This window comes from Mucilaginibacter mali (genome assembly GCF_013283875.1).
In the GTDB taxonomy this organism is placed as follows: Bacteria; Bacteroidota; Bacteroidia; order Sphingobacteriales; family Sphingobacteriaceae; genus Mucilaginibacter; species Mucilaginibacter mali.
On record NZ_CP054139.1, the window covers coordinates 932,580 to 958,393 of the forward strand.

Here is a 25,814-nt window from a genome sequence, read left to right on the forward strand (position 1 = left end):
TATTAATAGTTAGGGTTTTGCGGCAACGCCGGGTTTAAAGTAACTTCGGCTGTTGGCAGTGGTGCCAGTAACCTGTAATCGGTAGCAGCGATGGTGCCAACCGCGGTAAGTGCCGGTTTGGTGATACCGTTGCCCAGGCGTTTCAAATCGAACCAGCGGTGGCCTTCAAAAAACAACTCCCTTCTTCTTTCAGTTTGTATGAAAGTTAACAGCGATGCATCTGTAGGTACCGCGAGGGTAGCGTTACGTGCAGTACGCAGGGTAGTAACCAGCGCTGCAGCGGCTACGTATTGTGTTTGATTAGCCAGCGCTTCAGCCTTCATCAGGATGATGTCTGAATAGCGCATCATCAGGATGTTATCGGTAAAGGCACCACCAGCGCCCGAATATTTGTTGGCCCAGGTATAAACATTGGTGTTGGTAGTGGTACGGCTGTTAAAGAACATGCCTTTACGGTCGTCGTTAGCTTCAAACAGGGCAACCAGTTCGGCGGATGCGGTTTGACCTGCAAAAGTAGCCACGTTAGCCGCGTTATAACCGGTAGGCTGGGTATAGGTAAATGGAGCATCGTTGCTGCCGGTTACGCCAACCACTTCAACCGATTGGTTATAATATAGTTCAAGTAATGATTCGGGGTTAGGGATCTTTTTAAAGGCGGCATTATAAGTACCTGCTGTAATTGGTGCCAGTGTGCTTGGAGTGATAGTAGGATCAAGCGCGTTATCAAACTCGGTAACAGCTTGTGGATACTTTTCCCAGTACAAATAAAGCTTACCTAAAAACGCGTGTGTAGCGCTCTCGTTAATATGGTAAGGGTTGGTTGGCTTTTTAACAGTTGTAAAAGAGTAGCTGGCTTTAAAGGTAGCGATAGCCTTGTTCAGATCGCTCTCTATCTGGGTATAAGTTTGGGTGATGGTAGAGCGGTTGATCGAACTGGCCTGATCGAAGCTTGTGGTTGGCGTTAAGCGTATAACAGCGCTTTTATCAAAACTTGCATCGGTACCTGTAGTTGGTACTTTATTAGGTTCGAAACCATATACACGTGCAATATCAAAATAGATCATGCCGCGCAGCGCGTAAGCTTCAGCTTTAACCTGTGCCTGTTGTAATAATTGCGTATTACCAACAGCAGGTGCTGCATCAATACCTGCAATAATGTTGTTCAGGTCGTTAATGGCGGCGTAAGCCTGTGTCCAGATGTTGTAGTGGGCGCCACGGGTGTTGGTGTTAACCGTAGTGTAACGGCCGCCTGCCAGCGCGGTAACGGTATAAATGTTATCGGCCAGGGCATCGCCTTCCAAAGCCATATCGCGGCCCCAGAAAGTGTACGATTGCATCCTGTCGTAAACCGATATTAATAAAGCGTAATAGCCGCTTACATCCTTTAACGCAGCCTCAGTACTGATCTGGTTCTGCGGTTGTATATCTAATATCTTTTTGCAGGCCGTAAACGACGACGACAGCATGATGATTAGAGATACTACAAATATTTTCTTATTCATTTTCATGTCTTGTTTAGAATTTAACGTTAATACCTGCGGTAAGTGTCCTGGCGTTAGGATAGAAGTTCAGGTTGTTGCCGGTATTTTCCGGATCATCACCCCTGTAGTGGGTAATAGTAGCCAGATTTAATGCCTGCAGGAACAGTGATACCGAACCTACTTTTACTTTATCAGTTACCGATTTTGGCAGCTTATAACCTAAAGTAACTTGTTTTAAACGGATGTATGAAGCATCCTCAACAAACCTGCTCGACAGGGTTTGTACCGATACACCACCTGGTTCGGCACCGGTACTGCCTACATAAGGGCGTGGTACCGAAGTGATCTGGCCCGGAGTTGTCCAGCGGGTTAGCTGGCTTGCTGCCTGGTTGTTAGCCAAATCGCCCGATGTTTCAAGGTATTGCTGGGTTTGCAGGTACGATTTGTTGCCATATTGGTATTGCAGTAATACATCAAGGTTAAAGCCTGCATAAGTAAAGGTGTTTCCAAAGCCACCATAAAAGCGTGGCAACTGGTTGCCAATAATACGCTGATCGGTAGTTTTTGGTGCATAGGTGATATTACCATTAATATCATAATACATGGCGCGGCCGTCTGCCGGGTTAACACCAGCCCATTGTTGGGTATAGATGTTTTGCAGCGGGCTGCCTACTGTATAGGTAAAGGTACCGGTTTGCTGTAAGCCGTTAACCAGTTGTAACAGTTTGGTGCGGTTCCATGAAATATTGAAGTTGGTAGTCCATTTAAAAGGACCATCAACGTTAACCGAGCTGATCTGTAACTCGATACCTTCGCTTTGCGCGGCACCGGCGTTAACGGTGTATGATGTAAAGCCCGAGTCGCCTGGCAGGGTTAAACCTAATATCAGGTCGGTATTCTTTTTACGGTAGATATCAAACTGACCGGTAATGCGGTTGTTGAAGAAACCATAATCTAAACCAAGATCGATCTGGGTTGATTTTTCCCAGGTGAAATCGGGGTTAGCCAACTGTGCGGGCCTTAAACCACCAGCCAGCGGAGCGCCGTACTGACCACCGCCACCATATAAAGAAAGGCCGGTAAAATCGGTAGTTGGCTGCGAACCGGTAACACCATAGCTAACACGTGGTTTTAACTGGCTGATGAATTTCACATTGTTCATGAAAGACTCTGACATCATGTTCCAACCGCCGGAGAAACCATAGAAAGTACCGTATTTTTTGTTGGGGCCGAACCTTGATGAACCATCGCGGCGGATATTGGCCGAGAACAGGTATTTGCCTTTGTAATCGTATTTTGCATTACCCAAAAAGCCCGCCACACGGTAACCGGTAAAGGTTGATGTTGCGGCAGTTGGGGTTGAACCGCTGCTCACCAGGATCAGCAGAGGGCTTGGGAAGCCTTGTGAAGATGCTGATTCGACACGGTTAGTAACCGAACGGTATTCGAAACCGGCAATGGCCGAGAAGTTATGCTCGCCAAATTTTTTAGTGAAGTTGAAAGTACCGCTGGTATTGTAGTTAATATTACGGCGGTAGGTTTCAACACCCGAGCCAAGCGGCGCGTAAATTGGAATAGTAGCCGGGCGATAGTTAACATCGCGGATATCTGAAAACTCCAAACCCCCGAATGCCCTGAACGATAATTCGGGCAAAATGCTGTATGTTAAGCCCAGGTTACTAACTGTTTGGAAGGTACCTGCGGTACGTACTTCCTGAACCACGTTTTGTATAATGTTATTACCCGCGTTAATACCCACTGTAGCCGTGTTGTAAGAACCATCGGCATTATAAATTGGGTTGATAGGTGAGGTAAGTATAGCGCCGGTAAATGGCGTATTGGTAAAGAAGCCTGAGTTTGTTGACGGACCAGCTTCGCCCGAACCGGTAAGGTTGATGGCGGCCTGCATGGTAAATTTATCAGATACCTTATGATCAACATTGGCACGGAAAGTACCGCGGGTAAATGATGAATTGATAATGGTACCCTGTGTATTGTTGTATGAACCGGCTACAAAGAATTTTGTTTTAGCATCACCACCACTAAACGAAAGGTCGTACTGGCCAACTTTACCGGTTTGTGTAATACCTTTCACATAATCGTAGGTAGGGATGTTTGCTGGCAATACCCCGCTTGGAAACGAAGCGGTGATAGCAGCGGCAGTACCTACGCCCGGTGCATTACCAATGCGTTGGTTATAGTTCTCGTAAGCTTCCTTTTGCAGCAGGAAGTAATCGGCGCCGCTAACGGTTTTGTACGGATTGTAGTTACGGGCCTCGCCAAACTGTGCTGAAGCATTAACAGTTGTTTTGCCGGCCTTACCGCGTTTGGTAGTGATAATTACCACACCGTTACCTGCTAACGAACCATAGATCGAAGCCGATGCCGCATCTTTCAGCACTTCGATAGATTCGATATCGTCAGGATTGATAGATGACAGCGAGTTAACCGATGTTTGACCAGACAGGCCGCCGGTTGAAAGTTGCACACCATCTACAATGTAAAGCGGCTGGGTAGTACCGTTGATAGTAGCCGTACCGCGGATAACCACCGATAAACCACCACCCGGCTGACCGCTTGATGAAGTTACCTGCACACCGGCGGCGCGGCCCTGCAAGGCGCGGTCCATGGTTTGGATAGGTTTGTCTTCAATATCAACAGCTTTCAACGATACGATGGAGCCTGTTACTTCTCTTTTTTGCTGCACACCGTAACCGGTTACCACAATTTCGCTCAGTGCTTTATTGTCGGTTTGTAGTTTTACGGTATAAGTATTAGCAGATGTAATAGGGACAGTAAGTGTTGAATACCCTAAGTAAGAGAATTGCAGCGATTTGGCGCCTGCTGCAACATTGAGGCTAAAGTTACCATCGGCATTACTTTGTGTGCCCTGGTTAGTACCCACAATTTTAATGGATACCCCGGGTAGCGGTTGCCCCTCGTCGGCACTCGTTACACTACCCGTAATTTTTCTACTTTGAGCAAATGCACTTGAAATGGCAAAAAAACTCAAAAGAAGAAGATTGAGTAAATTTTTCTTCATTTTTGATCAGTTAAGAAGTTAAATAATAGTTTGAGGCTGTAAAGTAACAATACTTTGACAGTGTAACAATAATATTAATAAAATATTAAATGATTGACAATTTGATGACCGAGTATATTATAGGTTATAAAATATTTTTATATTGAAAACAACATGAAAAACATCACAGTAATTGGTTCCGGAACAATGGGCAACGGGATAGCCCATGTATTTGCTCAGCATGGTTTTAAAGTGCAGCTGGTTGATATGAAACCCGAGGCTTTGGACAAGGCGATGAACACTATTTTGACCAATTTAGACAGGCAGGTAAAAAAAGGTGTTATAACAGAGGATATTAAAACCGATACACTAAGTAATATTAATCCGGGTACCGATCTGGCCGCCGCCGTTAGTAATGCCGACCTGGTTGTAGAGGCCGCTACCGAAAACCCCGAGATTAAACTTGGTATATTTAAACAAATAAGCGATTTATGTGGCCCCGATACCATTTTGGCTACTAATACCTCTTCTATTAGTATTACCCGCATAGCCGCCGTTACCAAAGCGCCGGGTAATGTAATAGGTATGCACTTTATGAACCCGGTACCGGTAATGCAACTGGTTGAGGTAATACGAGGCTATGCTACTACTAACGAGGTTACCCAAAAAGTAATGGACCTGAGCCGCCAGCTAAATAAAGTACCGGTTGAGGTGAACGATTACCCGGGCTTTGTGGCCAACCGCATTTTAATGCCGATGATAAACGAGGCTATTTATACCTTATTTGAGGGCGTGGCCGGCGTATACGAAATTGATACTGTGATGAAACTGGGTATGGCCCACCCAATGGGCCCACTGCAACTGGCCGACTTTATTGGCCTGGATGTTTGCCTGGCTATATTAAATGTATTGTACGATGGTTTGGGTAACACCAAATACGCGCCTTGTCCGCTGCTGGTAAATATGGTTACTGCCGGGCATTTGGGAGCAAAATCGGGCAGCGGCTTTTATAAATATACCCCGGGCAGTAAAGAATTGGTTGTTGCAGATAAGTTTAGCAAAGGTTAATTTTTTAAACCATTGCGTTTGTTGTTTGTCATAATTATATGTACTGAAAAACATTTAGCTATGAAAACTACAAGTAAATTAATATTGGGATTAGCCCTTGCCGGAAGCATGCTTGCCGGATGCGCTGGCAGTTATTATGTGGCCGAACAGCCCGTTGAACCTGTTTATACCCGTCCGGTTGCACCATACGAAGGCGCGGTTTGGGTATCGGGCGAATGGAGCTGGCGCGGCGGGCGATATGTATATACCAATGGCTACTGGACCCGCCCACGGAATAACCGGGTATGGGTATCCGGATCGTGGGAGCGGGGCGGAAATGGCTACTACTGGCGCCGCGGGCACTGGAGATAATATTTTAAAGTGATTTCACCGATTTGAGGATGATTTCACCGATTATACTAATAAGGCTGCCTGTAGAAATGCGGGCAGCCTTATTTATTCCTTATGAATACTTAGAACTTCTTACTAAAAACTCAGGACCTAATCCTTGGGTGCTTTCTTTACCGGGTGCACCGGCTGCTCTTCATTCTCGTGTCTTTTGGCGATGTTTTCCTGTTCGGGTTCATCGGCATGATATTGTTTATCGCGGTTTTTCACTACGTTTTTGTGGCCTTCGTCATTTGGCCGGTCGGTAGGGGTATCCGCGGGCGATGGTTTATTGGGATTGTTGGCTGGTTCTGTCATGGTAGGATAACAGGCAGTGCCATAAAATAGTTTTCGTCAAAACCCGCGTTATGGATTGAAGCGGATACCGGCCATGTGGCTAAGGCCTTGTGTAGTATGAGCGAAAAGCCCGGGCCGCAGGCAACGCCCATATTCAACTCGTCATCCTGAGCGATAGCGAAGGATCCCCGACAAGCAGAGCAGAAATGCAAAGTTTGGGATCCTTCGCTATCGCTCAGGATGACGATCTGGAGCGGAACTCCAGAATGAGGATAGGTATTATTTCTTCAACCCTAATATCGAAAAATCGCTTTTAGAGGCTACGATCACGTTACTTAAAACGCCCAGCCCGGTAATGTCCATCTCTACCAAATCACCTGCTTGCAGCCATTGGGTTTGATAGTTAGGGTCGTTAAGCAAACCTGTACCGTTTAGTTCAAGGAAGCAGCCGGTGCCAACCGTGCCCGAGCCAATCACATCGCCGGGCAGTATATCGCAACCGTAAGCGCAACGCTCGATGATCTCGGCAAATGTCCAGTCCATATCGGCCATATTCCCTGCCGATACCTGTATGCCGTTTACAGAGCAGTTCATGGCCAGGTTATAGTTGTTGCCGGTATGGCCTGCTTTTGCGGGCACTTTATATTGTTCCAGTTCATCGGGCGTTACCAGCCATGGGCCTATCACGGTGCTAAAGTCTTTGCCTTTTGCCGGGCCAAGATTTAGCAACATTTCTTCCATTTGCAGGGTGCGGGCGCTCATATCGTTCATGATCATGTAACCGGCTATGTAATTATCGGCTTCGGCGGCAGTAACATTGCGGCCTTTTTTACCGATAACAATGGCCACCTCCAGTTCAAAATCAAGCTTTTGAAAGTGATCGGGCATGCATTCTATCTCGCCCACGCCTTGCACGGCATTGTGGTTGGTGAAATAGAAGATGGGATATTGATCAAACTCGGCTATCATATCCACCTTACGATTACGGCGTGCGGCCGCTACATGCTGACGAAATGCGTATCCATCGCGGCAGGAGGCAGGGTGGGGCACAGGGGCCAGCAGTTCGAAAAATAGTTCTTCTTTAGCTTCCAACTTGCCCGAGATGATATCGGCATTGATCTTTTTCGCGCGGTCCATCAACTCGTCGCCGCCCTGTAAAAAGGCGTTCATGTTATCGGGGATCAGTTTATCGCACGAGTTTAAGTTATAGATATGGTTGTTGGCAAAAATGCCCAGGTGCTCACGGTCTTCGGTTTTATAGGATACAAGTTTCATGGCGGTTTATATTTGGGATGTGGTCAAATCTATGAAAGAAAGCTGAAAGCCAAAGGCTCAAAGCAAAAAGCTTTATGCTTTAGTCTTTTGGCTTTTTGCTATACTATGCTTGCATATTAAAATTATATGTTTTAATTTCGTTGTTATGATCATTCGCGTTATACGTGGCTTTTATTGCTCAATGGGGTTAACCTCTATGAGTGGCGCCGCGCTTTTCCGTAACGCGGTACTCTCTAAGATCATTTTCGCGCAGTATTAAAGTTTCGGTTTTAAGGTTTAAATGTTGGAAAGTTGTAAGGTTTGCAACGCCCCTTCATTTGAAACCAATGTTGAATACACTTGTTGTTATGTTAACCAATTGAACATTTCAACGTTCCAACTTTACAACATTAAAACAAAACAAAAATGCCAATCTATCATACATTAGGTCAAATCCCGCATAAGCGGCATACGGTTTTCCGTAAGCCCGACGGTGGTTTGTATGCCGAGGAACTGGTATCAACCGAGGGCTTTTCCAGCTTGTATTCGTTGGTTTATCATTGCTATCCGCCTACCATTGTGAAAACTTTGGGCGAACCCTATTCGGTAGAACCCAAGATAGCGCGCGCTAAATACCTGAAGCATACCAGCCTGATTGGTTTTAATATTAAGCCTGCCGACGATTACCTGGAAAGCCGCAAGGCCGTATTGGTGAATAACGATCTGCACATATCGCTGGCCGCGCCGCGAAAAAGCATGACCGACTATTTCTTTAAAAATGCGCAGGCCGATGAGGTGATCTTCGTTCATATAGGTTCGGGTACGCTAAAGACCGGCTTCGGCGACATCAAATTTGAATATGGCGATTACCTGGTGATACCACGCGGTACCATTTACCAAATGGAGTTTAATACCGAAGATAACCGCTTGTGTATTGTAGAAAGCTTCGGGCCGATCCGCACGCCTAAGCGCTACAGGAACCAGTTCGGTCAGTTGATGGAGCATTCGCCCTATTGCGAGCGCGATATTAAACGTCCCCAAAACCTGCAAACACACGATGAAAAGGGCGATTTCAAGATCCTGATCAAAAAACAAGGTCTGATCTACCCATACATTTACGGTACGCATCCTTTCGATTTCATCGGCTGGGATGGCTTTCACTACCCATGGGGATTCTCGATCCACGATTTTGAACCAATAACCGGCCGCCTGCACCAGCCACCGCCGGTACATCAAACTTTTGATGGGCACAACTTCGTACTATGCAGCTTTGTGCCGCGCAAGTTCGATTATCACCCTGATTCTATCCCTGCACCATATAACCATAGCAATGTAGACAGCGACGAGGTGCTGTATTATGTTGACGGTGATTTTATGAGTCGCAAAAATGTGGTAAAAGGGCAGATCACCCTACACCCGGCGGGCATCCCGCACGGGCCGCACCCGGGTTCGGTAGAAAAATCGATAGGTAAAGAGGCCACCGAAGAACTGGCCGTAATGATCGACCCGTTTCATCCGCTGCAATTGACGGAGGACGCGGTAAATATTGAAGACGAGGGGTATTACCACTCGTGGGCGGAGTAGCCCCACCCAAACCCTCCCCAAAGGGGAGGACTTTAAAAACATAGCCTTTGCCTCCCTCTCCTATGGAGAGGGCCGGGATGAGGCCAAACAACAAAATAATGGACACGCTAATAGCAGATAAAAAACTACAAACCACTGATTTCCTGCCGCTGAACGGCACGGATTACGTGGAATTTTACGTGGGCAATGCCAAGCAGGCTGCTCACTTTTATAAAACAGCATTCGGTTTCCAAAACCTGGCTTATGCCGGCCCTGAAACCGGTGTGCGCGACCGTGCATCGTATGTGTTGCAACAAGGCAAGATCAGGCTGATGCTGACTACGCCGTTACATTCAGACCATCCCATTGCCGAGCATATTAAAAAACATGGCGACGGGGTAAAAGTATTAGCCATTTGGGTGGATGACGCTTATGACGCTTTCGAACAAACAACCAGTCGCGGTGCCGAGCCGTACCAGCAACCGCAAACGCTGACCGACGAGTTTGGCGAGGTACGTACCAGCGGTATCAAACTTTATGGCGAAACCGTGCACCTGTTCATCGAACGTAAAAACTACAACGGTGTTTTCCTGCCCGGTTATGAAAAGCTGGAGAACAACTATAACCCAACCGATACCGGCCTGCTTTATGTAGACCATTGCGTAGGCAATGTAGGCTGGCATAAAATGAACCACTGGGTTAACTTTTATGAGGAGGTAATGGGCTTTAAAAACATCCTTACGTTCGACGATAAAATGATATCAACAGAGTATTCGGCGTTGATGAGCAAGGTAATGAGCAACGGCAACGGCTATGTGAAATTCCCGATAAACGAACCAGCCGAAGGCAAAAAGAAAAGCCAGATAGAAGAGTACCTGGAGTTTTACGAAGATGAAGGTGTACAACACCTTGCCCTTGCCACGCACGATATTGTTAAAACCGTTACCGAACTGCAAAGCCGCGGCGTTGAGTTCCTGACCGTACCCACCACCTATTATGATGAGCTGGAAGCCCGTGTTGGCAAGATCGATGAAGACATTGAACCACTGGCCAAATTAGGTATCCTGGTAGATCGTGATGATGAAGGGTACCTGCTACAGATCTTTACCAAACCGGTAGAAGACAGGCCGACCGTTTTCTTCGAGATCATTCAGCGTAAGGGGGCACGTTCTTTCGGCGCGGGTAACTTTAAGGCGCTGTTCGAGGCGATTGAGCGTGAGCAGGAACTAAGGGGTAACTTATAAGCCCTTAACCCTCTAAAGGAGGAATTTAAATAGAAACTGTTAACTGATCTATTATAAGCCGAAGCCGGGCAGCGAGTGCCCGGCTTTATTTAAGCAAACTACTTAACTGATCTATAAACCCGAAGCCGGATATTTATTATCCGGCTTTACTTGAGCAAACTATTTAACTGATCTATAAACCGTGAGCCGGGCAGCAATGTCCGGCTTTTTTTGTAATTTTATTTATCACCAGCGTGGTATTAAACACTTGCAAATGACACTTACCGCAGCCCTCGAACACCTTAAAGAACACGCATCGCCGCAGTACCTGGCTGGCATGTCCCGCTTTGGTATTGATAACAGCAAAGCGCTTGGAGTTAAGCTCCCGGTGATCCGCAAATTGGCTAAGGTCATCAAAAAAGATCAGCAGCTATCACTTGAACTTTGGGCGACCGATATACATGAAGCCCGCCTGCTGGCTACGATGATCGGTGATCCGGCGCAGGTTAGCCCGCAGCAGATGGATACCTGGGCCGGCGATTTCAGTACCTGGGATGTTTGCGACCAGGCTTGTGGCAACTTATTTATCCGTACGCCATTTGTGCTGGATAAGATCAGGGAGTACTGTACATCCGACCAGGAATTTGTAAAGCGCTGTGGCTTTGTACTGATGGCCGAGTACGCAGTGCATCTAAAAAAAGCCACCGATGATGTGTTCCTGTCATTTCTGCCCATTATAGAACGCGAAGCCTGGGATAACCGTAACTTTGTAAAGAAAGCTATCAACTGGGCTTTGCGGCAAATTGGCAAGCGCAATACTCTACTTAAACACACCGCGATTGACACCGCCGACCGGATCTTAGAGCAGGATATCAAAGCCGCCCGGTGGATAGCAAAAGATGCTTTGCGCGAATTACATAACCGATAATACCCTCCCCCCTATAGGGTGATTTTCGCATATTTCGACCAACGGTTATTGTACGCTATGCAATTATATTATATTTGATTTTAACCTAATTACACATTTTAACGATGAAAAAATTGCTGATACTGGCTTTTGCTGCCTTTACCTATTGCGGCAGCTTTGCACAAACCACCACCGCCAAACCCAACCCCGAATATGACGCGGCCTTAGCCAAAAAACTGGGCGCCGATGAATACGGCATGCGCAAGTACGTAATGGCTTTCCTTAAAACCGGCCCGACTAAAATAGCCGACAAAGCTAAATCGGCCGAATTGCAAAAGGCGCACCTTAAAAACATTACTAAGCTGGCCGATGAGGGCAAACTGGTTGTTGCCGGCCCCTTTATGGATCCGGGCGAGGTAGAGGGCATTTTTATATTTGATGTATCTACCATTGCCGAAGCCAAAGCACTTACTGAAACCGATCCGGCTATAAAAGCTGGTGTGCTGGTGATGGAACTGCGCCCGTTCTATTGCTCGGCGGCCTTGATGGAAGTAGCCAAAACCCATAAAAAATTAGCTAAAAAGAATTTTGCCGATTAATACATATCATGGAAAATACCGAACCTAAAGTAGATGCTTACATCGCTAAATCGCCCGCATATGCCCAGCCCATCATTACCCATTTGCGTAAGTTGATACACCAGGTTACCCCGCAGGTTACCGAAGTGATGAAGTGGGGCCACCCGCATTTCGATTATAAAGGTCCGTTTATGGGGTTGGCCGCCTTTAAGGAACACCTGGGACTTAATTTTTGGAAAAGTACCCTGATGGACGACCCCGCCGGCCTGTTTGCCGCCGCCGAAAAAGGCAGCGCCGGCAGTATCGGCAAGATCAGATCGATGGCTGACTTACCGGCTGACGATGTTTTGATAACCTATATGCTCAATGCCATCGATCTGAATGAAAAGGGAATCAAACTACCGCCACCTAAAAAAACCGAAGAGCCAAAAGAATTAGAAATGCCGACCGATCTGATCGAAGCTTTTAAATCCAATACCGGCACTTTACAGCATTTCGAAAAGTTCAGTCCATCTGCAAAGAAGGAGTATATCTCGTGGCTTGACGAGGCAAAGAGTGAAGCTACCCGCCAAAAACGATTAGATACGATGATGGAGTGGGTGGCCGAGGGTAAAACCCGCCATTGGAAGTATAAAAAGTAAGCTTCATTTTCGGATCTTATCATAAAAAAATTTCCCGAAACTGAAATTTAAAGACCGGGCAATCTGTGTGATCTGCCCGGCTTTTTTGTTTTATGCCTGAGCGTAAATGGGCAATGGGCCCCATGGAAGCGGTTTTGTGCAATTAAGTGTCAAAGAACTGATTGTTTTTGGTGTTTGTTTTAGGTAGGCTTCGCCAAATTATATTTGGTGATTTAAGCCTTCCTGAAAAAGTGGGGTTTGCAAACATCGTACAATCGGTTGATGGTACGGGAGCAGGGATATACAATATACGGAAAATTGGCCGGAGTTGCAAATGTAATTGGTGGCTTAAAGATGGTCGCTTAAGTTTTGTCGGGTTTGGCTAAAGCGTCGCTTCTTTTTTGTCCTGCCGTCCCATAAATGTGCGGCAATGAATTTGCACAGTTATTCTTTATTGCCGTTGGCTATAGCCAACGGATAAGTTAAGGACTGAAAGGAGGCTTTGGCCTAAAACGCTGAAGCTTGTTTTAAAAGTAATGCTCCTCTACTTGCTAATTAGGGCTACACCTCACCCAAATAAACTTCGGTCTGGTATTCCATATTCACCGTGCCGTTGTTTTGGTGACGATCAAAAAGCTCCTGTAGTTTTTTCAGGAATAGGGCGCCTTCGGGTGTTTCTTCGGAAGGTACATAGGATGAAGAGAATGCGCGGCCGGCCAATCCCTCCATATCAAACACCTGGGTGTTGGGGAACCGGGTAAGCTGGTATTTGCCGTCCTTAAAAAACGCGTTGAAGTTGGCTTCGGTGAGGTTTTGGTGATTTACACGCTTATAATCTGATGCCTGTTGCTGCAGCAGTAACTCGTAATTGATCGAAAATTCGTCAACCTCTACCTGCCGGTTGTTCCATATCAAAGCTACGTTGCCGCCGGGTTTCAAAACGCGGGCAAACTCGGCCTTGGTTTTATGGGCATCAAACCAATGGAAGGCCTGCGCGCATACCACCATATCAGCCGAATGTGCTTTTAAGGTGGTAGCCTCGGCAGTTCCATTAATCGAATGATATTTTTTATCTCCGCCTAAGCTATCATCTGCCGCCTGTCGCATCGCTCCATTGGGTTCAACGGCGTAAACCGTGTATCCCTCATCCAACAATAATTTAGTGAAGATACCGGTGCCCGAACCCACATCGGCAACAACCGCGTTGGCTGATAGATGGCCCGATGTGCGCAGCAATTGCAGCACAGCATTAGGGTAACCGGGGCGATATTTGGTATAATTATCAACCCGGTTGGTAAAGCGTTGGGTAGAACCCGTCATATATTTAGATATGTTGTGTAGGTTTTATATGCTGATATAATAACTGGCATCAAACACATGCCCGTGCACCAGTTTTTGCACACCTTCCTTGTTTTTAAACTCCACATGCTGGCCCGCGGTATCGGCATGCCCCAGCCATGGTTCAATGCAAACAAAATCGGCATTGGTTTTGGCCCAGATGCCCAGGTATTGGAAATGCGGGAACTGCACAGTAAGGCTCTCATCGTGCTTGTGGCTTTTTATCGTCACCTGGCGCGATTTCATGTGCTTAAACACCAGCGCGTCGTTGGCAAACAGTTCGTGCGTCAGTTGCAGGTTTTTGCCATCCAGCTTTAAAGGTCGGGTCTCCCCGCTGAAAACGCCTTCGGGCGATAGCAGGTGTTCGGTCAGTTGCTCCTCGGTTTCAAACTCCAGGTAGTAATCATCATAATTTTCGCCGGGGTGGAAAGGTACATTAAAAGCCGGATGCCCGCCTACCGAAAAGTAAATGGTTTTATCATCACGGTTAAGCACTTTAAAAGTTACCCGCAACGAGTTGTCGATCAGGTCGTATATAATATGCAGATCGAATTTGTAAGGATACATCGCCATGGTGGTTTCGCTGTAGGGTAGCGAAAATTTGGCGTGATTACTGTCGGATTCTATGAGTAAAAACTCCGAATAGCGGGCAAAGCCGTGGCGCTGGGTAATTTCATAAGGCTTGCCGTCAACAATAATTTGGTTGTCTATCAGCGTGCCAATAACCGGGAACAGGTTAGGGGAGTGCCATGGCCATGCCTCGCCGGCCTGCCACATGTGCTCCACACCGGTTTCCTTGTTAATTAATGATGATAGTTGCGCGCCCTTGGTATCGATGGCCGCTTTCAGAAATTCGTTCTCGATGATGATCATGCTTAAAAGAAAGGTTTATGCCAATATATTAAATACTGAACATATTATTCATTATCCTGTTTCTTTTTCTTTTTGAATTTCAAAAAGTATGCCGGGGGCTGAGTTACGGCAATGTATAGCTGCTCTGCCACTTTTGTTTACTCACCCCGACTGCGCTTCGCTGGTCGGCCCTCTCTGCTGCGCAAAGAGGGCAGGATTATTTTAACCCTCTTTGCACAGCAGAGAGGGTGGTCGGGCGAAGCCACGACCAGGTGAGTCAACTCGCCGGCTCAGTTTGTCATAGTGAGCTGACCCTTACACGCAGTCTTCGATAAGCTTAGGCTGACAGCACCCTTGGATTTCACCGCTATCATGTCTTAATCATCGTCATCTTTCTTCTTCTTCTTTTCCAATATCACAAATGCGCTGCGTTTTGGGGCTGGCATTACCGATGCTTCGCCTTTTACATATTTCCAAACTACTTCGTTTAGTTCAATATCCGGTGCGGCATCTTCCTTGGCTAAATTCCACAATTCAGACCGGCGGCTACTTTCGTTCACTGCTACGTTTCGTTGTTCCAGATCAACCTCGGCAGATTTTGCAGTATAAGGCGTAAAATCGGGCTTGCTGGTGAAGCATTCGTAAAGTGGCATGGCAGCAGCATCGTACTGGCTCATTGGCGGTAGACCCAGGATCAGCTCCATGGTGCGCAGTACGCCCGATGTTGAATACATGCCATGCACCACAGCATTACGTTTTACATATGGGCCAACCACGTAAACCGGCGAACGGTGTGCATCCACATGGTCGGGGCCGTTTTGGGCGTCATCCTCCAAAATAAACACCACCGATTCTTTCCAGATCGGGCTGTGCGACAGGTGATCGATAAACTGACCAACTGCCAGGTCGTTATCGGCAACAGCGGCTATCGGCGATATTTTGCCTTTGCGCTGGCCGCTGGTATGGTCGTTACCCAGGCGTACGGTATTAAACTGCGGTACCGCGTTTATTTTTAGTAACGAATCAAAGTCATGCTCCCAGATCGATTCGCGCAGCACATCCTTAATATCCAGCGTAAAGCCCGGCGATTGCGGGCACAAATGCCCCTGCAGCGATTTGATATTGGCCTTGCCATTTTCGGCAAACTCGCCATAGGTGCGGTAGCTTACACCGGCACGCTTGCAATAATCCCAGATATACCCATCGCGCGGGTCGCCAATTTTGCGGGTGCCTTCGCCATCGTAATTACCACCGCGACCGCCGTAACTGGTAGGCCAGGTCTTCTCGATAAAATCGGTAGCGTAGGCGGCCATGCTCCAGTTGTGTCCATCGCAGCTTACTTCGGCATCTACATAAAAGTTATCGGCCAGTACGTAGTTTGATGCGATAGCGTGCAGGTTTGGCGTAACCTTGCGCGGAAAGATACACAGCGCGCTGTCGCCATTGCCCTGTTTCATATCGCCCAAAACCTGGTCGTACGTGCGGTTTTCTTTAATAATATAAAATACGTGCTTAATTGGCGATTTATCCCCCACCTTGCGTGGTATCGGGTTGCCCGCCAGTCCATCGGCCAGGTTCACTTTATCGTTAGTGAACGGCGTGTTGGCGTAAACCTGTTTGGTATAAGCTTTCAGCTGATCGGCTGTAGGCGCGTTGATAAACGACATGGTGCCTTTAAACAAGCCGCCGATGTATTGCTCGCGGCTATTGGTAGAGCCAATGTGATGGCCGCTGTTATCGGTTTTGCTTACCGGCTGCGGGCCGTTAGGGTTAGCCATCGATGTGAAACCCTTACCGTTTGAAACAATGATCTGGTTGCCCAAAGTTTTTACATTGGTTGGATACCAGCCTACCGGGATAAAGCCCATGCTTTGGCTATGCCCGGGGTTGCTCAGGTCGAATACCGCCAGGCAGTTGTTATCGGCATTGGCAATGTAAAGTGTCTTTTCGTTTGGCGATAAAGCTAAGCCGTTGCTGGTAGAACCGGTCAGTTTGGTTGGGTATAAAGCGGTAGATACTGTTTCCAGCACTTTATTGCTTTGGGTGTTAATTACCGATACGCTGTTATCGTTAGCGTTGGCGGCAAATAAAAGGGTGCCTTTTTTGTTCAGCAGCAACTCGTTAGGGTGGTTGCCCACTTTAATGCTGTTTTCAATTTTGCCAGATACGGTGTTGTAAATAGCTACTTCCTCGCCACCCCATAACGATATGTAAAGTTTCTTTTCATCGGGCGATAGCAGGCAGCTATAAGCTTCGGCGGCCAGTTTAACACGGCCGGTGATGCTTTTATTTGCGGGGTCGATAGTGTAAAGGGTGTTATCCTCTTTGGTTACGGCATATAAAACGCTGTTGTCTTTTTTAAGGGCAAGGCCCGTGGCGCATATTTTGTTGGCAGGCCACGGTTTGCCAAGCGTAATGGTATCGGCTTTGCCCAGTTTATTATTCTCGATAGGGTAAACTACGATGCAATTGTTATTACCGCCCGACGCGTATATCTTTTTCTCATCGTTGCTGATGGCCAGGCCATACCACGATTTGTTGATGATCTTTGTATCAAGTACTTTTTGGCTTTTGGCATCGATCAATTGTACCGATTGCGTGCTTTGCCCGTTATTGGTAACTGCCATCAGCTTGCCCGACGACGATAGTTGAATATTTAACGGCAGATCGCCAAGCGGCAGCGAGTTATGCCCCGCGGGGCTCAGTTTCCAGCCGTTTGGCAGTAAAACCTGGTCGGTGCCTGATACCTTGCCCGGGGTTTGTGCAATGGTAATTTGTACAAGGCCGGCAATGGCCAGCGCTGCGGTAAAAAGTTTTCGTAACATCAGTTAATTAAATGTAACCAAAGCTAAGAAAATTGAAAGGAAATGACTGTGGGTTAACAGAAACTTAATAATGGGCTGAACCGCCACGTAATTACGAGGTACGAAACAATCTCTACGCATGTAGGACGGCTCTGCTTATCGTTAGACTCACCCCGACTGCGCTACGCTGGTCGGCCCTCTCTCCGCCTTTGGCAGAAAGAGGGCTGGCGCAATATTTGACAGTCGCATTCCCTCTTTTCGCGCAGCGAAGAGAGGGTGGTCGGGCGAAGCCACAACCGGGTGAGTCTTCGCCATTACTGCGCCAGTTTTATATTCGCCCGTATCACCGAATCCTTTTGCGCCGGCGTCAACTTGTAGTTAAACTTAAATAAAGCCCCTTCAAAATCGCCATAACCTGGATTAGGCAGCACGATGTATTTAGTGCCAAATTGTTTCCTCAGCTTTTGCGTGGTGGCTTCGCGGTTTTCTTCGGATGGATGGTTATCATACAGGGCATCAAAATCGGCCAGGTTATCGCCGCAAAGCAATACGATGTTGTATTTCTTTAATACTTCCTGCCGGCGGGTTTCCTTGCTGGACGTGGTAGTTTTCAGGATCAGGTGCGCATCGTCGGCAAAAGGGAGATGGTATAATTGCAGGTTTTTAAGCGTGCCTGCCCGCTCGTCCTCATCACGGTTGGTGATGTAGAATACCTTTACACCTTTAGCTGCGGCATATTTAAAAAAAGATGGTGCGCCGGGTACAGTATCGGCAATGCCTTGTGCGGTCCATTTTTTCCAGGCTTTGGCATCAAACTCCTGGTTGTTAATGGCAGCGCGGGCGTCTTCGGGACTATTATCTAAAAGGGTTTCGTCAATGTCGGTTACAACGGCCAGCGGCTTGGTGCCTTTGTGCTTTACAGCCTCGTCAATACGCAGGCGGGCGATGTTGTAAGCCTGGAAGCAAAGCGCCTTATACTCGGCGGCGCGCTGCTGGTAGAGCGATGCCCATAGTTTGCCGGCGTTGGCTGTGGATAAATTTGGCGCCTGCGCGAATGAATTAATAGCAAAGCACAGCAATAACGCCGCGATAGGGTACTTGATTTTCATAGGGAAGATTTTGGGTGGAAGATACCGTTAATAATGGTACATCACTGCGCTGTTTTCTTTTAAACTTTGCGCGGTAAGCTCTTCAATAAAGGCCGATAGGTTGTAGCCGGCCATGTTTGCAGCCTGTTCAATACTTAGTTTACCGGTGTCGTAAAGACGGGTGGCGACAGCTGTTAAAACATCTTTTTCAGATATTTTTACACCATCCGGTAAGTTAATATTCAAAGTTTGCATAATCAAATATAAACATTTTTGACAATTACAATACTTCTGGCTTAATTTTTTCCACAAATTCCTTAATAAATTTGTTAAGCTTGGGCTGTATCACCACCATGCAATATGGTTTCAATGTATTATCATTATAATAATTCTGGTGATAATCTTCGGCTTTGTAAAATTCAGACGCCGGGGTAACTTCAGTTACAATGGGCCTGTCAAACACCTTTTCATCGGTTAGCTTTTTGATCATCTGTTCGGCCTGTTGCTTCTGTTCTTCGCTATGATAAAATATGGCCGAGCGGTATTGCGTACCTACGTCATTACCCTGGCGGTTAAGCGTAGTGGGGTTGTGGCTTTTAAAAAATGCCAGCAGCAATTCATCGTACGAGATCGCATCCGCATCAAACTCAATGTCAATAACTTCGGCGTGGCCGGTATCGCCATTGCAAATTTCCATATAGGTTGGGTTAATGGTATGCCCGCCTGTATAACCCGATCGTACCTTTATTACGCCTTTAAGTATTTGAAATATCGCTTCGGTGCACCAGAAGCAGCCGTTACCAAATGTTGCTTTTTGAATATTCATATCTGCTAAATTAACCACAAAATGTATCTTTAGTTTAATTTCACTGTCATTGTAGCCTTTTCACCTTAATAATTGCTTTTGTATGATGTTTAAACTTGCCATGCGTATGGCCATCCTAATACTGCTGACGATCGGTAATATGGTTGTCCGCGCGCAAGGCAATAACCCCATGGTAGATAGCATACTGAAGCATGCTGCATATTATCATGTTAAAAACCCGGTATCGCTGATGTTCGTCCACCTGGATAAAACGGTGTATGTAAATAACGATATGATGTGGTTTACCGCTTACCTTTTGGGCGTTAAGGCGCACGAGGCTGCGGGGCACCAGGTATTATCGGCCGCGCTGGTGAATAATAACGACCAAAAGATAGCCGTTCAGGGCCGCTTTGTAATGAGCAGGGGACTGGCTTATGGGAATATGATGATCCCGGATAGTGTGCCGCCCGGGCATTACAGCTTTGTGGCCTATACCAACCGCATGCTGAACGGCAAGCCGCAGGTTTGCTTTGTGCAGGCCATCACCCTTAAAACTGTTACCGAACCTAATTTTAATGTAGAACTGGCTTTGGATACCATGTATCATGATCCGGCCAATATGCGCGTATTGTTAAAAGCCGATTCGCGCAGCACGCCGCTTGATGGGGCTTCTGTCAGCTATTTTTTAGGTAAGAATGCCAAAACGCGTGTAGCGGGCAAAGCCAAAACCAACGTGATAGGCAGCTATACCATTATGCTCCCCAGGGATCGTATCAATGCCACGCAGCATAATTTAGAGGTGCAGGTAAAATCGGGCGCTGATGTTAAAACCCTGCACCTGGATATCCCCGTAAAACGCCCGGCCGTAGCCATCGGCTTCTACCCAGAGGGTGGGCATTTGATAGAGAACATAGTGAGCCGCGTAGGCTGGGAAGTGAAAACACCGGGTGGTACAGCCATTAAAACCGATGCGGTATTATATATAAATGGCAACCCGGCAGATACCATCCATACTGATAGTTTTGGGATGGGTGTTTTTTCCATTAACCCGCAGGTCAATGCCACCTACGCGGTTAAACTGCTGGATAATGATTACGATACCGAACTGCATCCGCTGCCTGCGGCGCTTAAGGCGGGGGTGGTGGTCCGTGTAGCCGATGCGATCATAAATGATTCGTTACGGCTCCAGTTGCGGGCGCAGCAGGTAGGGCGGGTTACGCTGCTGGTGCATAATTACCGGCAGGTATATTCGGCTACACCGCTTACGGTATCGCAGGCGGCAAGAGGCGTAAAGGTCGATATGTCGGCAATTCCGCGCGGTATCAGCTGCATCACGGTGTTAGACAGTCTGAACCGTCCCTGCGCCGAGCGGTTGTTCTTCGCGCATTATAACCAGCGGCCCCGGCTAAGCATCAATATTGATAATACGGACCCTCTTTTACGGCAAAAGGTAAGCGTAAAACTGAAGCTGAACGAAAATAACGGACACCCGCAGCAGGGCATTGTATCGGTAGCCTGTGTGCAGGATAGCCGATTTGAGGTTAAGAACGATAATAACATCGAAAACTATGTTTACCTGCAAAGCGAGATAGACGATCTGCCGGTAAAAGAACGCCTGATGGGCAGTGCCGAGCTCGACCTGCAATATCTGAATGAACTGCTGCTGATACGGGGCTGGAGCAAATACAAATGGCTGGATATGATGAAGACATCGGAAGCGGATACGATTATCCGCAATGACAGCTTATTCTATGCCGGAACAATAACCCATTTTGGCAATAAACTGAAAAAGCCTGTGGAAGTATTGCTGATGAAGGATTCATCAGCAATGAATATGATAGCCAGCACCGCTACCGGCGGCTTTACTTTGGCTAACAATCAGCTATATACACCGGCCGATAAAAAAGTACACCTGATCGTTAGCGGTAGCAGCAGCGATTACCTGATAGATGTGGCAGATCCATATCCGGATAGGAATAAACAACTGGCAAAGGATATCGAGCCCGTAATGTTTGAACCGCCAATTGTGCAAAGCACAAAGGAACTGGTGCTGAAAGGTTTTGAACATACCACACACCTGAAGGAGGTGGTGATCAAGTCATCAAACAGCAGGAATTTTAAGCATGGTTTTGCTGTTAATGCCAACGCCTGCGGCGATTATGTATGTCCGTACCATATCCTTAACTGCCCTAACCATACTTCGGACCCGGGTAACCACGCGCCGCAGCAGGGCGAAATGGTGCACATGGGCGGGCAAGGTTTAACACCGTATTACGGCTGCTCTGATGAAGTACCGAAAGGAGGGATGCTGATATTTCAGGGCATTTACGCCGCGCGCGAATTTTACGGTGCCGATTACGCCAAGATCAATCCAACCGAACCAGATTACCTCTCTACCATCTGCTGGAAGCATGGTGTCGGCATCAGTTCGGAAAAGGAAACCGAGATCTCGTTTTATACCAGCGATATCACCGGCAAATTCCGCATTGTAGTGCAGGGTATTACCAATAGCGATGTGGTTTACGGCGAAGACAGCTTCACGGTGCGGAAAAAATCACCCTGAATGGTATAATATTTCGGCGGGCGTGTCTTTGTATATATAAGGCAATTACTAACTTCGTTTTTGTATCTATACCCAACCATCAATTCCATATGATATTAAACCACATCTGTTTTAAACAAGGCAAGCTGTTAGCGCTTGCTTTAACTGTATTATTTACAGTAAAAGGCTACGGTCAACAAAGTCGCACTACTGTCGATTTTGATGCCGGCTGGCGCTTTCACCTGGGCGATGTAGACAATGGCCAGGAAGCATCAATTGCCGATAAAAGCTGGCGCCTGCTCAACCTCCCGCACGATTGGAGCATCGAAGGCGAATTTAGCAAAGATAACCCCGCTACACCCGAAGGCGGCGCGCTGCCGGGCGGTATTGGCTGGTACCGCAAAACATTTACCGTGCCTGCAACATCAAAAGGCAAGCAGGTATATATTGATTTCGATGGCGTTTACCAAAAAAGCGATGTATGGATCAATGGGCATCATTTGGGCTTCCGTCCCAACGGTTATATCTCGTTCCGTTACGAGTTGACACCTTATTTAAAATACGGCGCGGCCAATGTGATAGCCGTTAAGGTTGATAATGCAAGCCAGCCAAACTCGCGCTGGTATTCAGGTTCGGGAATTTACCGCAACGTGTGGCTGGTAACTACCAATAAAGTGGCGATAGATCACTGGGGGACTTTTATTACCACGCCAAAAGTGAGTAAAGAGCAGGCCAGTGTAGAGTTGCAGGTGAACATCCGCAACAGTGGCAAACCACAAATGGTTGATATGACCACCACCATTTATGACGCGCAGGGTAAAACCATAACCAGCACGGGCAATAAAGTGAACCTGGCCGATAGTATTACTACGATGCACCAGCAGTTTAAAATGGCTGCGCCAAATTTATGGTCGGACAAGCGCCCGTACCTGTATAAGGCTGTAACCAAAGTTTATAACGGCAAAGTATTGACCGATAGCTATACCACCAATTTTGGTGTCCGTTATTTTGATTTTAATGCCGATAATGGCTTCAGCTTAAACGGTGTACCGACCAAGATCTTAGGCGTGTGCGACCACCACGATCTGGGTAGCCTTGGTTCGGCCGTGAGTGTGCGTGCTACCGAGCGTCAACTGGAGATACTGAAAGCCATGGGCTGTAATGCTATCCGTACATCGCACAATCCCCCATCGCCCGAATTATTAGATCTGTGCGATAAAATGGGCTTCATCGTGATGGACGAAGCTTTTGACGTTTGGGAACGCACCAAAGAAAAATACGATTATGCCATATTTTTTAAAGAGTGGCACAAACGCGACCTGGAAGACCAGATATTGCGCGACCGCAACCACCCCAGTGTAATCATTTGGAGCATGGGTAACGAGATCCCCGAGCAGGGCCGCCCACGCGCCGGCGAACTGGCTACCGAAATGGCGGCGATTATCCATAAGCTGGATACCAGTCGCCCATTAAGCACCGCTAACAACAACCCCGATACCACTAACAAGATCATCAAATCGGGCGCGGTTGATTTGGTGGGCTATAACTACCACTTCCGCGATTATCCAAACTTTCACAAACGTTACCCGGGCAAGATCTTCATTGGGTCGGAAACTACATCGGCGCTGGAAACCCGTGGTTATTATGATATGCCGCCAAAGCTGGATAGCATTCGCCGCTGGCCGGTAAAAGGTAATTATAACGACCACGTGAACATGAATGCCGACAATACCGTATCGGCCTATGATAACGTATCGGCCCCATGGGCATCAACGCACGAAGAAAGCTGGAAACCGATCAAGAAATACCCTTTCCTGTCAGGCATGTTCATCTGGACTGGTTTTGATTACCTGGGCGAACCCACACCATACACCTGGCCGTCGCGCAGTTCGTACTTTGGCATCATCGACCTGGCGGGTTTTCCTAAGGATGTTTATTACATGTACCAAAGCGAGTGGACCGACAAAACCGTGCTGCACATCCTGCCGCACTGGAACTGGGAAGCAGGCAAAACTATACAGGTTTGGGCCTATTATAACCATGCCGATGAAGTGGAATTGTTCCTGAATGGCAAATCGCTGGGTAAAAAAGCCAAACAGGGCGACGACCTGCATATCTCATGGGGCGTACCTTTCGAGCCGGGCACGTTGAAAGCCGTATCATACAAGGATGGCAAAGTGGTTAAAACAACCGAGGTGCACACTGCCGGTCCGGCCGCTAAAATTGAACTGGTTGCCGATAGAAAGAACATCAAGGCAGATGGTAAGGATATGTCGTTTGTTACTGTTAGGATACTGGACAAGGACGGCAATATCGTACCTAATGCCGATAACAAAGTTAACTTTAAACTAAAAGGCAATGCCTTTATAGCTGGTGTAGACAACGGCGACCCGGTAAGCCACGATCCGTTTAAAGCCGATTACCGCAAGGCTTTCCACGGTTTGGCGTTGGCCATTTTGCAGTCGAACGCTAAAGCAGGGGCTATTACCTTTACCGCTACGGCGGATGGATTAGCGCCGGCAACCGTTACTTTGCAGGCGAAGTAAGTTAAAAAACACAAACAGGAAAAGGCGCTATCAGCGCCTTTTCCTGTTTTCACCCACCCGTCATGCTGAGCGCGAGCGAAGCATCCCCGATAAGCACAAAGCGATAATGCGTAGCGGGAATCCTTCACTATCGCTATCCAGACGTGAATACTCACCCCGACTACGCTACGCTGGTCGACCCTCTCTTCGTTGCGCGAAACGAGGGCAGAAGCAGTACCGGATAACCTTGTCCCTCTTTCCGCCGCAGGCGAAGAGAGGGTGGTCGAGCGAAGCAACGACCGGGTGAGTATTAACCTTTGTTAGTTTCTACGCGTCATCGCACCCCTACATGCCATGGGTTTTAACTGAGGATGACAATTATTTTCCGGTAATTATTGGATCTCTATCCCTGTTATTTCCTTTACGTTATAATAACCTTTGGCTTGTGGCAGGTAAACTTCCATATCCTGCCAGGTAATCTTTAATTTTTTGCCGGTAGCTTTTACCGGTGTAGCCATAAAGGCTTCGGAACCCGGGAATTGTTTCAGCCACAGGAAAGACTTTTCGTTGCCGCTGTTATCGGTAATTACAATATAATTAAAACCCTTGTTGTCAATGCGTTTAAAGGTGCCGGTGGTGCTGCTGGCGCTGATAGTTGGCGGCTCGCCATTGTTTTCTTTTTTTACCATCAGCATAGATAATTTCAAAAACGACTCGCATTTTTGCTTCAGCAGGTTTTTGCCGATATCGATACCCACATTACGCATGGCTTCCTGGTCGGTCATGTCTATTTTCCGTTCTTCGGCAAGGGCAGGCAGCAGGTCCATGTTCTCCATCAGGCAATTGGTGAAAACTTCCGTCGCCTTTTCCTTTGATGTTATGGTCGAAAAATCCTGTTTGGCCAGGCAATTGCAAATATTATCGGTTATCTTTTTTTCAACAGGACCAATAGTGGTTTGCGCCCTGGCAGTTAGTTGGATAAGCGGTAGAATAAGTAGTAGTAAATATTTTTTCATGTGTGATAATGTTTTTACCAAATATAATATTTTACTGTTAATAGTAATGGTAAAGAGATTTTTGATGTTGACTTAGGGTGCGTTATCGGGAGATGCAAATTATGCGTCTCTACATTTATGTACGAACCGTTCAACCTAAACGCGATAGGAGTGGAAACCCCGCAAGCCTGCACGGCCTGTGCATTGGGAAGCGCGGAGTTGGAACGGATAGCGGGGCTACCGGCCGCCATGAAATACTGACGTTCATTTTCAAACTTGTCTGAACCTTTGATCTGCGTTGATTTTTTGATTTCGTTGATGATGCTCCTAATCCGTCATGTTGAGCGATAGCGAAACATTCCAAATTAGCAGAGCGACTATGCAATATAGATATGCAATCCGGGGATGTTTCGCTATCGCTCAACATGACGTAGGAAGGAGAGATGCTTCGCATCACCCCAGGATGAGGTAACAAGAGCATAAGAA

General features: G+C 47.2%; 20 protein-coding genes. 9 read left to right on the plus strand and 11 right to left on the minus strand.

Annotation, left to right across the window (positions count from 1 at the left end; all coding sequences use genetic code 11):
- Window positions 1-2 precede the first annotated feature (2 nt).
- Together HQ865_RS04055 and HQ865_RS04060 are read right to left on the minus strand one after the other, a co-directional pair.
- Entirely contained in the window at window positions 3-1,502 is a 1,500-nt protein-coding gene (locus HQ865_RS04055) for a RagB/SusD family nutrient uptake outer membrane protein (protein WP_173413657.1), read from the minus strand.
- A 13-nt stretch (window positions 1,503-1,515) separates the two neighbouring features.
- Window positions 1,516-4,524: a SusC/RagA family TonB-linked outer membrane protein gene (locus tag HQ865_RS04060; protein WP_173413658.1), complete on the minus strand. Its 3,009-nt coding sequence runs from the start codon at window positions 4,522-4,524 to the stop codon at window positions 1,516-1,518.
- Between the two features lie 153 nt (window positions 4,525-4,677).
- Between HQ865_RS04060 and HQ865_RS04065 the strand changes: the two genes are divergently transcribed.
- Window positions 4,678-5,571, plus strand: coding sequence for a 3-hydroxyacyl-CoA dehydrogenase family protein (locus HQ865_RS04065; protein WP_173413659.1), 894 nt, complete (start codon window positions 4,678-4,680; stop codon window positions 5,569-5,571).
- 60 nt (window positions 5,572-5,631) lie between these two features.
- Window positions 5,632-5,922: a YXWGXW repeat-containing protein gene (locus HQ865_RS04070; RefSeq protein WP_173417715.1), complete on the plus strand. Its 291-nt coding sequence runs from the start codon at window positions 5,632-5,634 to the stop codon at window positions 5,920-5,922.
- Between the two features lie 129 nt (window positions 5,923-6,051).
- Here HQ865_RS04070 and HQ865_RS04075 read toward each other — a convergent pair whose 3' ends face one another.
- Window positions 6,052-6,255 carry a hypothetical protein gene (locus tag HQ865_RS04075; RefSeq protein WP_173413660.1) on the minus strand — a complete coding sequence of 68 codons (204 nt, stop codon included), beginning with the start codon at window positions 6,253-6,255 and terminating at the stop codon, window positions 6,052-6,054.
- 258 nt (window positions 6,256-6,513) lie between these two features.
- Complete coding sequence (locus HQ865_RS04080) at window positions 6,514-7,509, minus strand: fumarylacetoacetate hydrolase family protein (protein WP_173413661.1); 996 nt, start codon at window positions 7,507-7,509, stop codon at window positions 6,514-6,516.
- A 405-nt stretch (window positions 7,510-7,914) separates the two neighbouring features.
- On the opposite strand from HQ865_RS04080, the gene HQ865_RS04085 reads away from it, so the two are divergent.
- The 5 genes from HQ865_RS04085 to HQ865_RS04105 all read left to right on the plus strand — a co-directional run bounded on the left by HQ865_RS04085 (window position 7,915) and on the right by HQ865_RS04105 (window position 12,400).
- Window positions 7,915-9,072 (plus strand): homogentisate 1,2-dioxygenase, encoded by a 1,158-nt coding sequence (locus tag HQ865_RS04085; protein ID WP_173413662.1) that lies wholly within the window; start codon window positions 7,915-7,917, stop codon window positions 9,070-9,072.
- Window positions 9,073-9,170: 98 nt separating this feature from the next.
- On the plus strand, window positions 9,171-10,295 hold the full coding sequence (gene hppD / locus HQ865_RS04090) for a 4-hydroxyphenylpyruvate dioxygenase (protein ID WP_173413663.1): 1,125 nt from the start codon (window positions 9,171-9,173) through the stop codon (window positions 10,293-10,295).
- Between the two features lie 253 nt (window positions 10,296-10,548).
- Window positions 10,549-11,202: a DNA alkylation repair protein gene (locus HQ865_RS04095; RefSeq protein ID WP_173413664.1), complete on the plus strand. Its 654-nt coding sequence runs from the start codon at window positions 10,549-10,551 to the stop codon at window positions 11,200-11,202.
- 104 nt (window positions 11,203-11,306) lie between these two features.
- Window positions 11,307-11,780: a YciI family protein gene (locus HQ865_RS04100; protein ID WP_173413665.1), complete on the plus strand. Its 474-nt coding sequence runs from the start codon at window positions 11,307-11,309 to the stop codon at window positions 11,778-11,780.
- A gap of 8 nt (window positions 11,781-11,788) precedes the next feature.
- Entirely contained in the window at window positions 11,789-12,400 is a 612-nt protein-coding gene (locus HQ865_RS04105) for a YdeI/OmpD-associated family protein (protein WP_173413666.1), read from the plus strand.
- Window positions 12,401-12,940: 540 nt separating this feature from the next.
- Here HQ865_RS04105 and HQ865_RS04110 read toward each other — a convergent pair.
- From HQ865_RS04110 to msrA, 6 genes are all read right to left on the minus strand, one after another.
- A complete protein-coding gene (locus HQ865_RS04110) occupies window positions 12,941-13,699 on the minus strand; it encodes a class I SAM-dependent methyltransferase (RefSeq protein ID WP_173413667.1) in 759 nt (252 codons plus the stop codon).
- Window positions 13,700-13,723: 24 nt separating this feature from the next.
- Window positions 13,724-14,590 carry an aldose 1-epimerase family protein gene (locus HQ865_RS04115; protein ID WP_173413668.1) on the minus strand — a complete coding sequence of 289 codons (867 nt, stop codon included), beginning with the start codon at window positions 14,588-14,590 and terminating at the stop codon, window positions 13,724-13,726.
- A gap of 356 nt (window positions 14,591-14,946) precedes the next feature.
- Window positions 14,947-17,394: a bifunctional YncE family protein/alkaline phosphatase family protein gene (locus HQ865_RS04120; RefSeq protein WP_173413669.1), complete on the minus strand. Its 2,448-nt coding sequence runs from the start codon at window positions 17,392-17,394 to the stop codon at window positions 14,947-14,949.
- A gap of 293 nt (window positions 17,395-17,687) precedes the next feature.
- Window positions 17,688-18,482, minus strand: a complete 795-nt coding sequence (locus tag HQ865_RS04125) for a 5'-nucleotidase, lipoprotein e(P4) family (RefSeq protein WP_173413670.1) — start codon at window positions 18,480-18,482, stop codon at window positions 17,688-17,690.
- Between the two features lie 27 nt (window positions 18,483-18,509).
- A complete protein-coding gene (locus tag HQ865_RS04130) occupies window positions 18,510-18,707 on the minus strand; it encodes a UPF0175 family protein (RefSeq protein WP_173413671.1) in 198 nt (65 codons plus the stop codon).
- 34 nt (window positions 18,708-18,741) lie between these two features.
- Window positions 18,742-19,287 (minus strand): peptide-methionine (S)-S-oxide reductase MsrA, encoded by a 546-nt coding sequence (gene msrA, locus HQ865_RS04135; protein ID WP_173413672.1) that lies wholly within the window; start codon window positions 19,285-19,287, stop codon window positions 18,742-18,744.
- Window positions 19,288-19,369: 82 nt separating this feature from the next.
- Between msrA and HQ865_RS04140 the strand changes: the two genes are divergently transcribed.
- Window positions 19,370-21,829: a hypothetical protein gene (locus HQ865_RS04140; protein ID WP_173413673.1), complete on the plus strand. Its 2,460-nt coding sequence runs from the start codon at window positions 19,370-19,372 to the stop codon at window positions 21,827-21,829.
- An 89-nt stretch (window positions 21,830-21,918) separates the two neighbouring features.
- Window positions 21,919-24,354 (plus strand): beta-galactosidase GalB, encoded by a 2,436-nt coding sequence (gene galB / locus HQ865_RS04145; protein ID WP_173413674.1) that lies wholly within the window; start codon window positions 21,919-21,921, stop codon window positions 24,352-24,354.
- A gap of 371 nt (window positions 24,355-24,725) precedes the next feature.
- Here the strand turns inward: galB and HQ865_RS04150 are convergent, their stop codons facing one another.
- Window positions 24,726-25,349: a hypothetical protein gene (locus HQ865_RS04150; RefSeq protein WP_173413675.1), complete on the minus strand. Its 624-nt coding sequence runs from the start codon at window positions 25,347-25,349 to the stop codon at window positions 24,726-24,728.
- Between the last annotated feature and the right edge of the window lie 465 nt (window positions 25,350-25,814).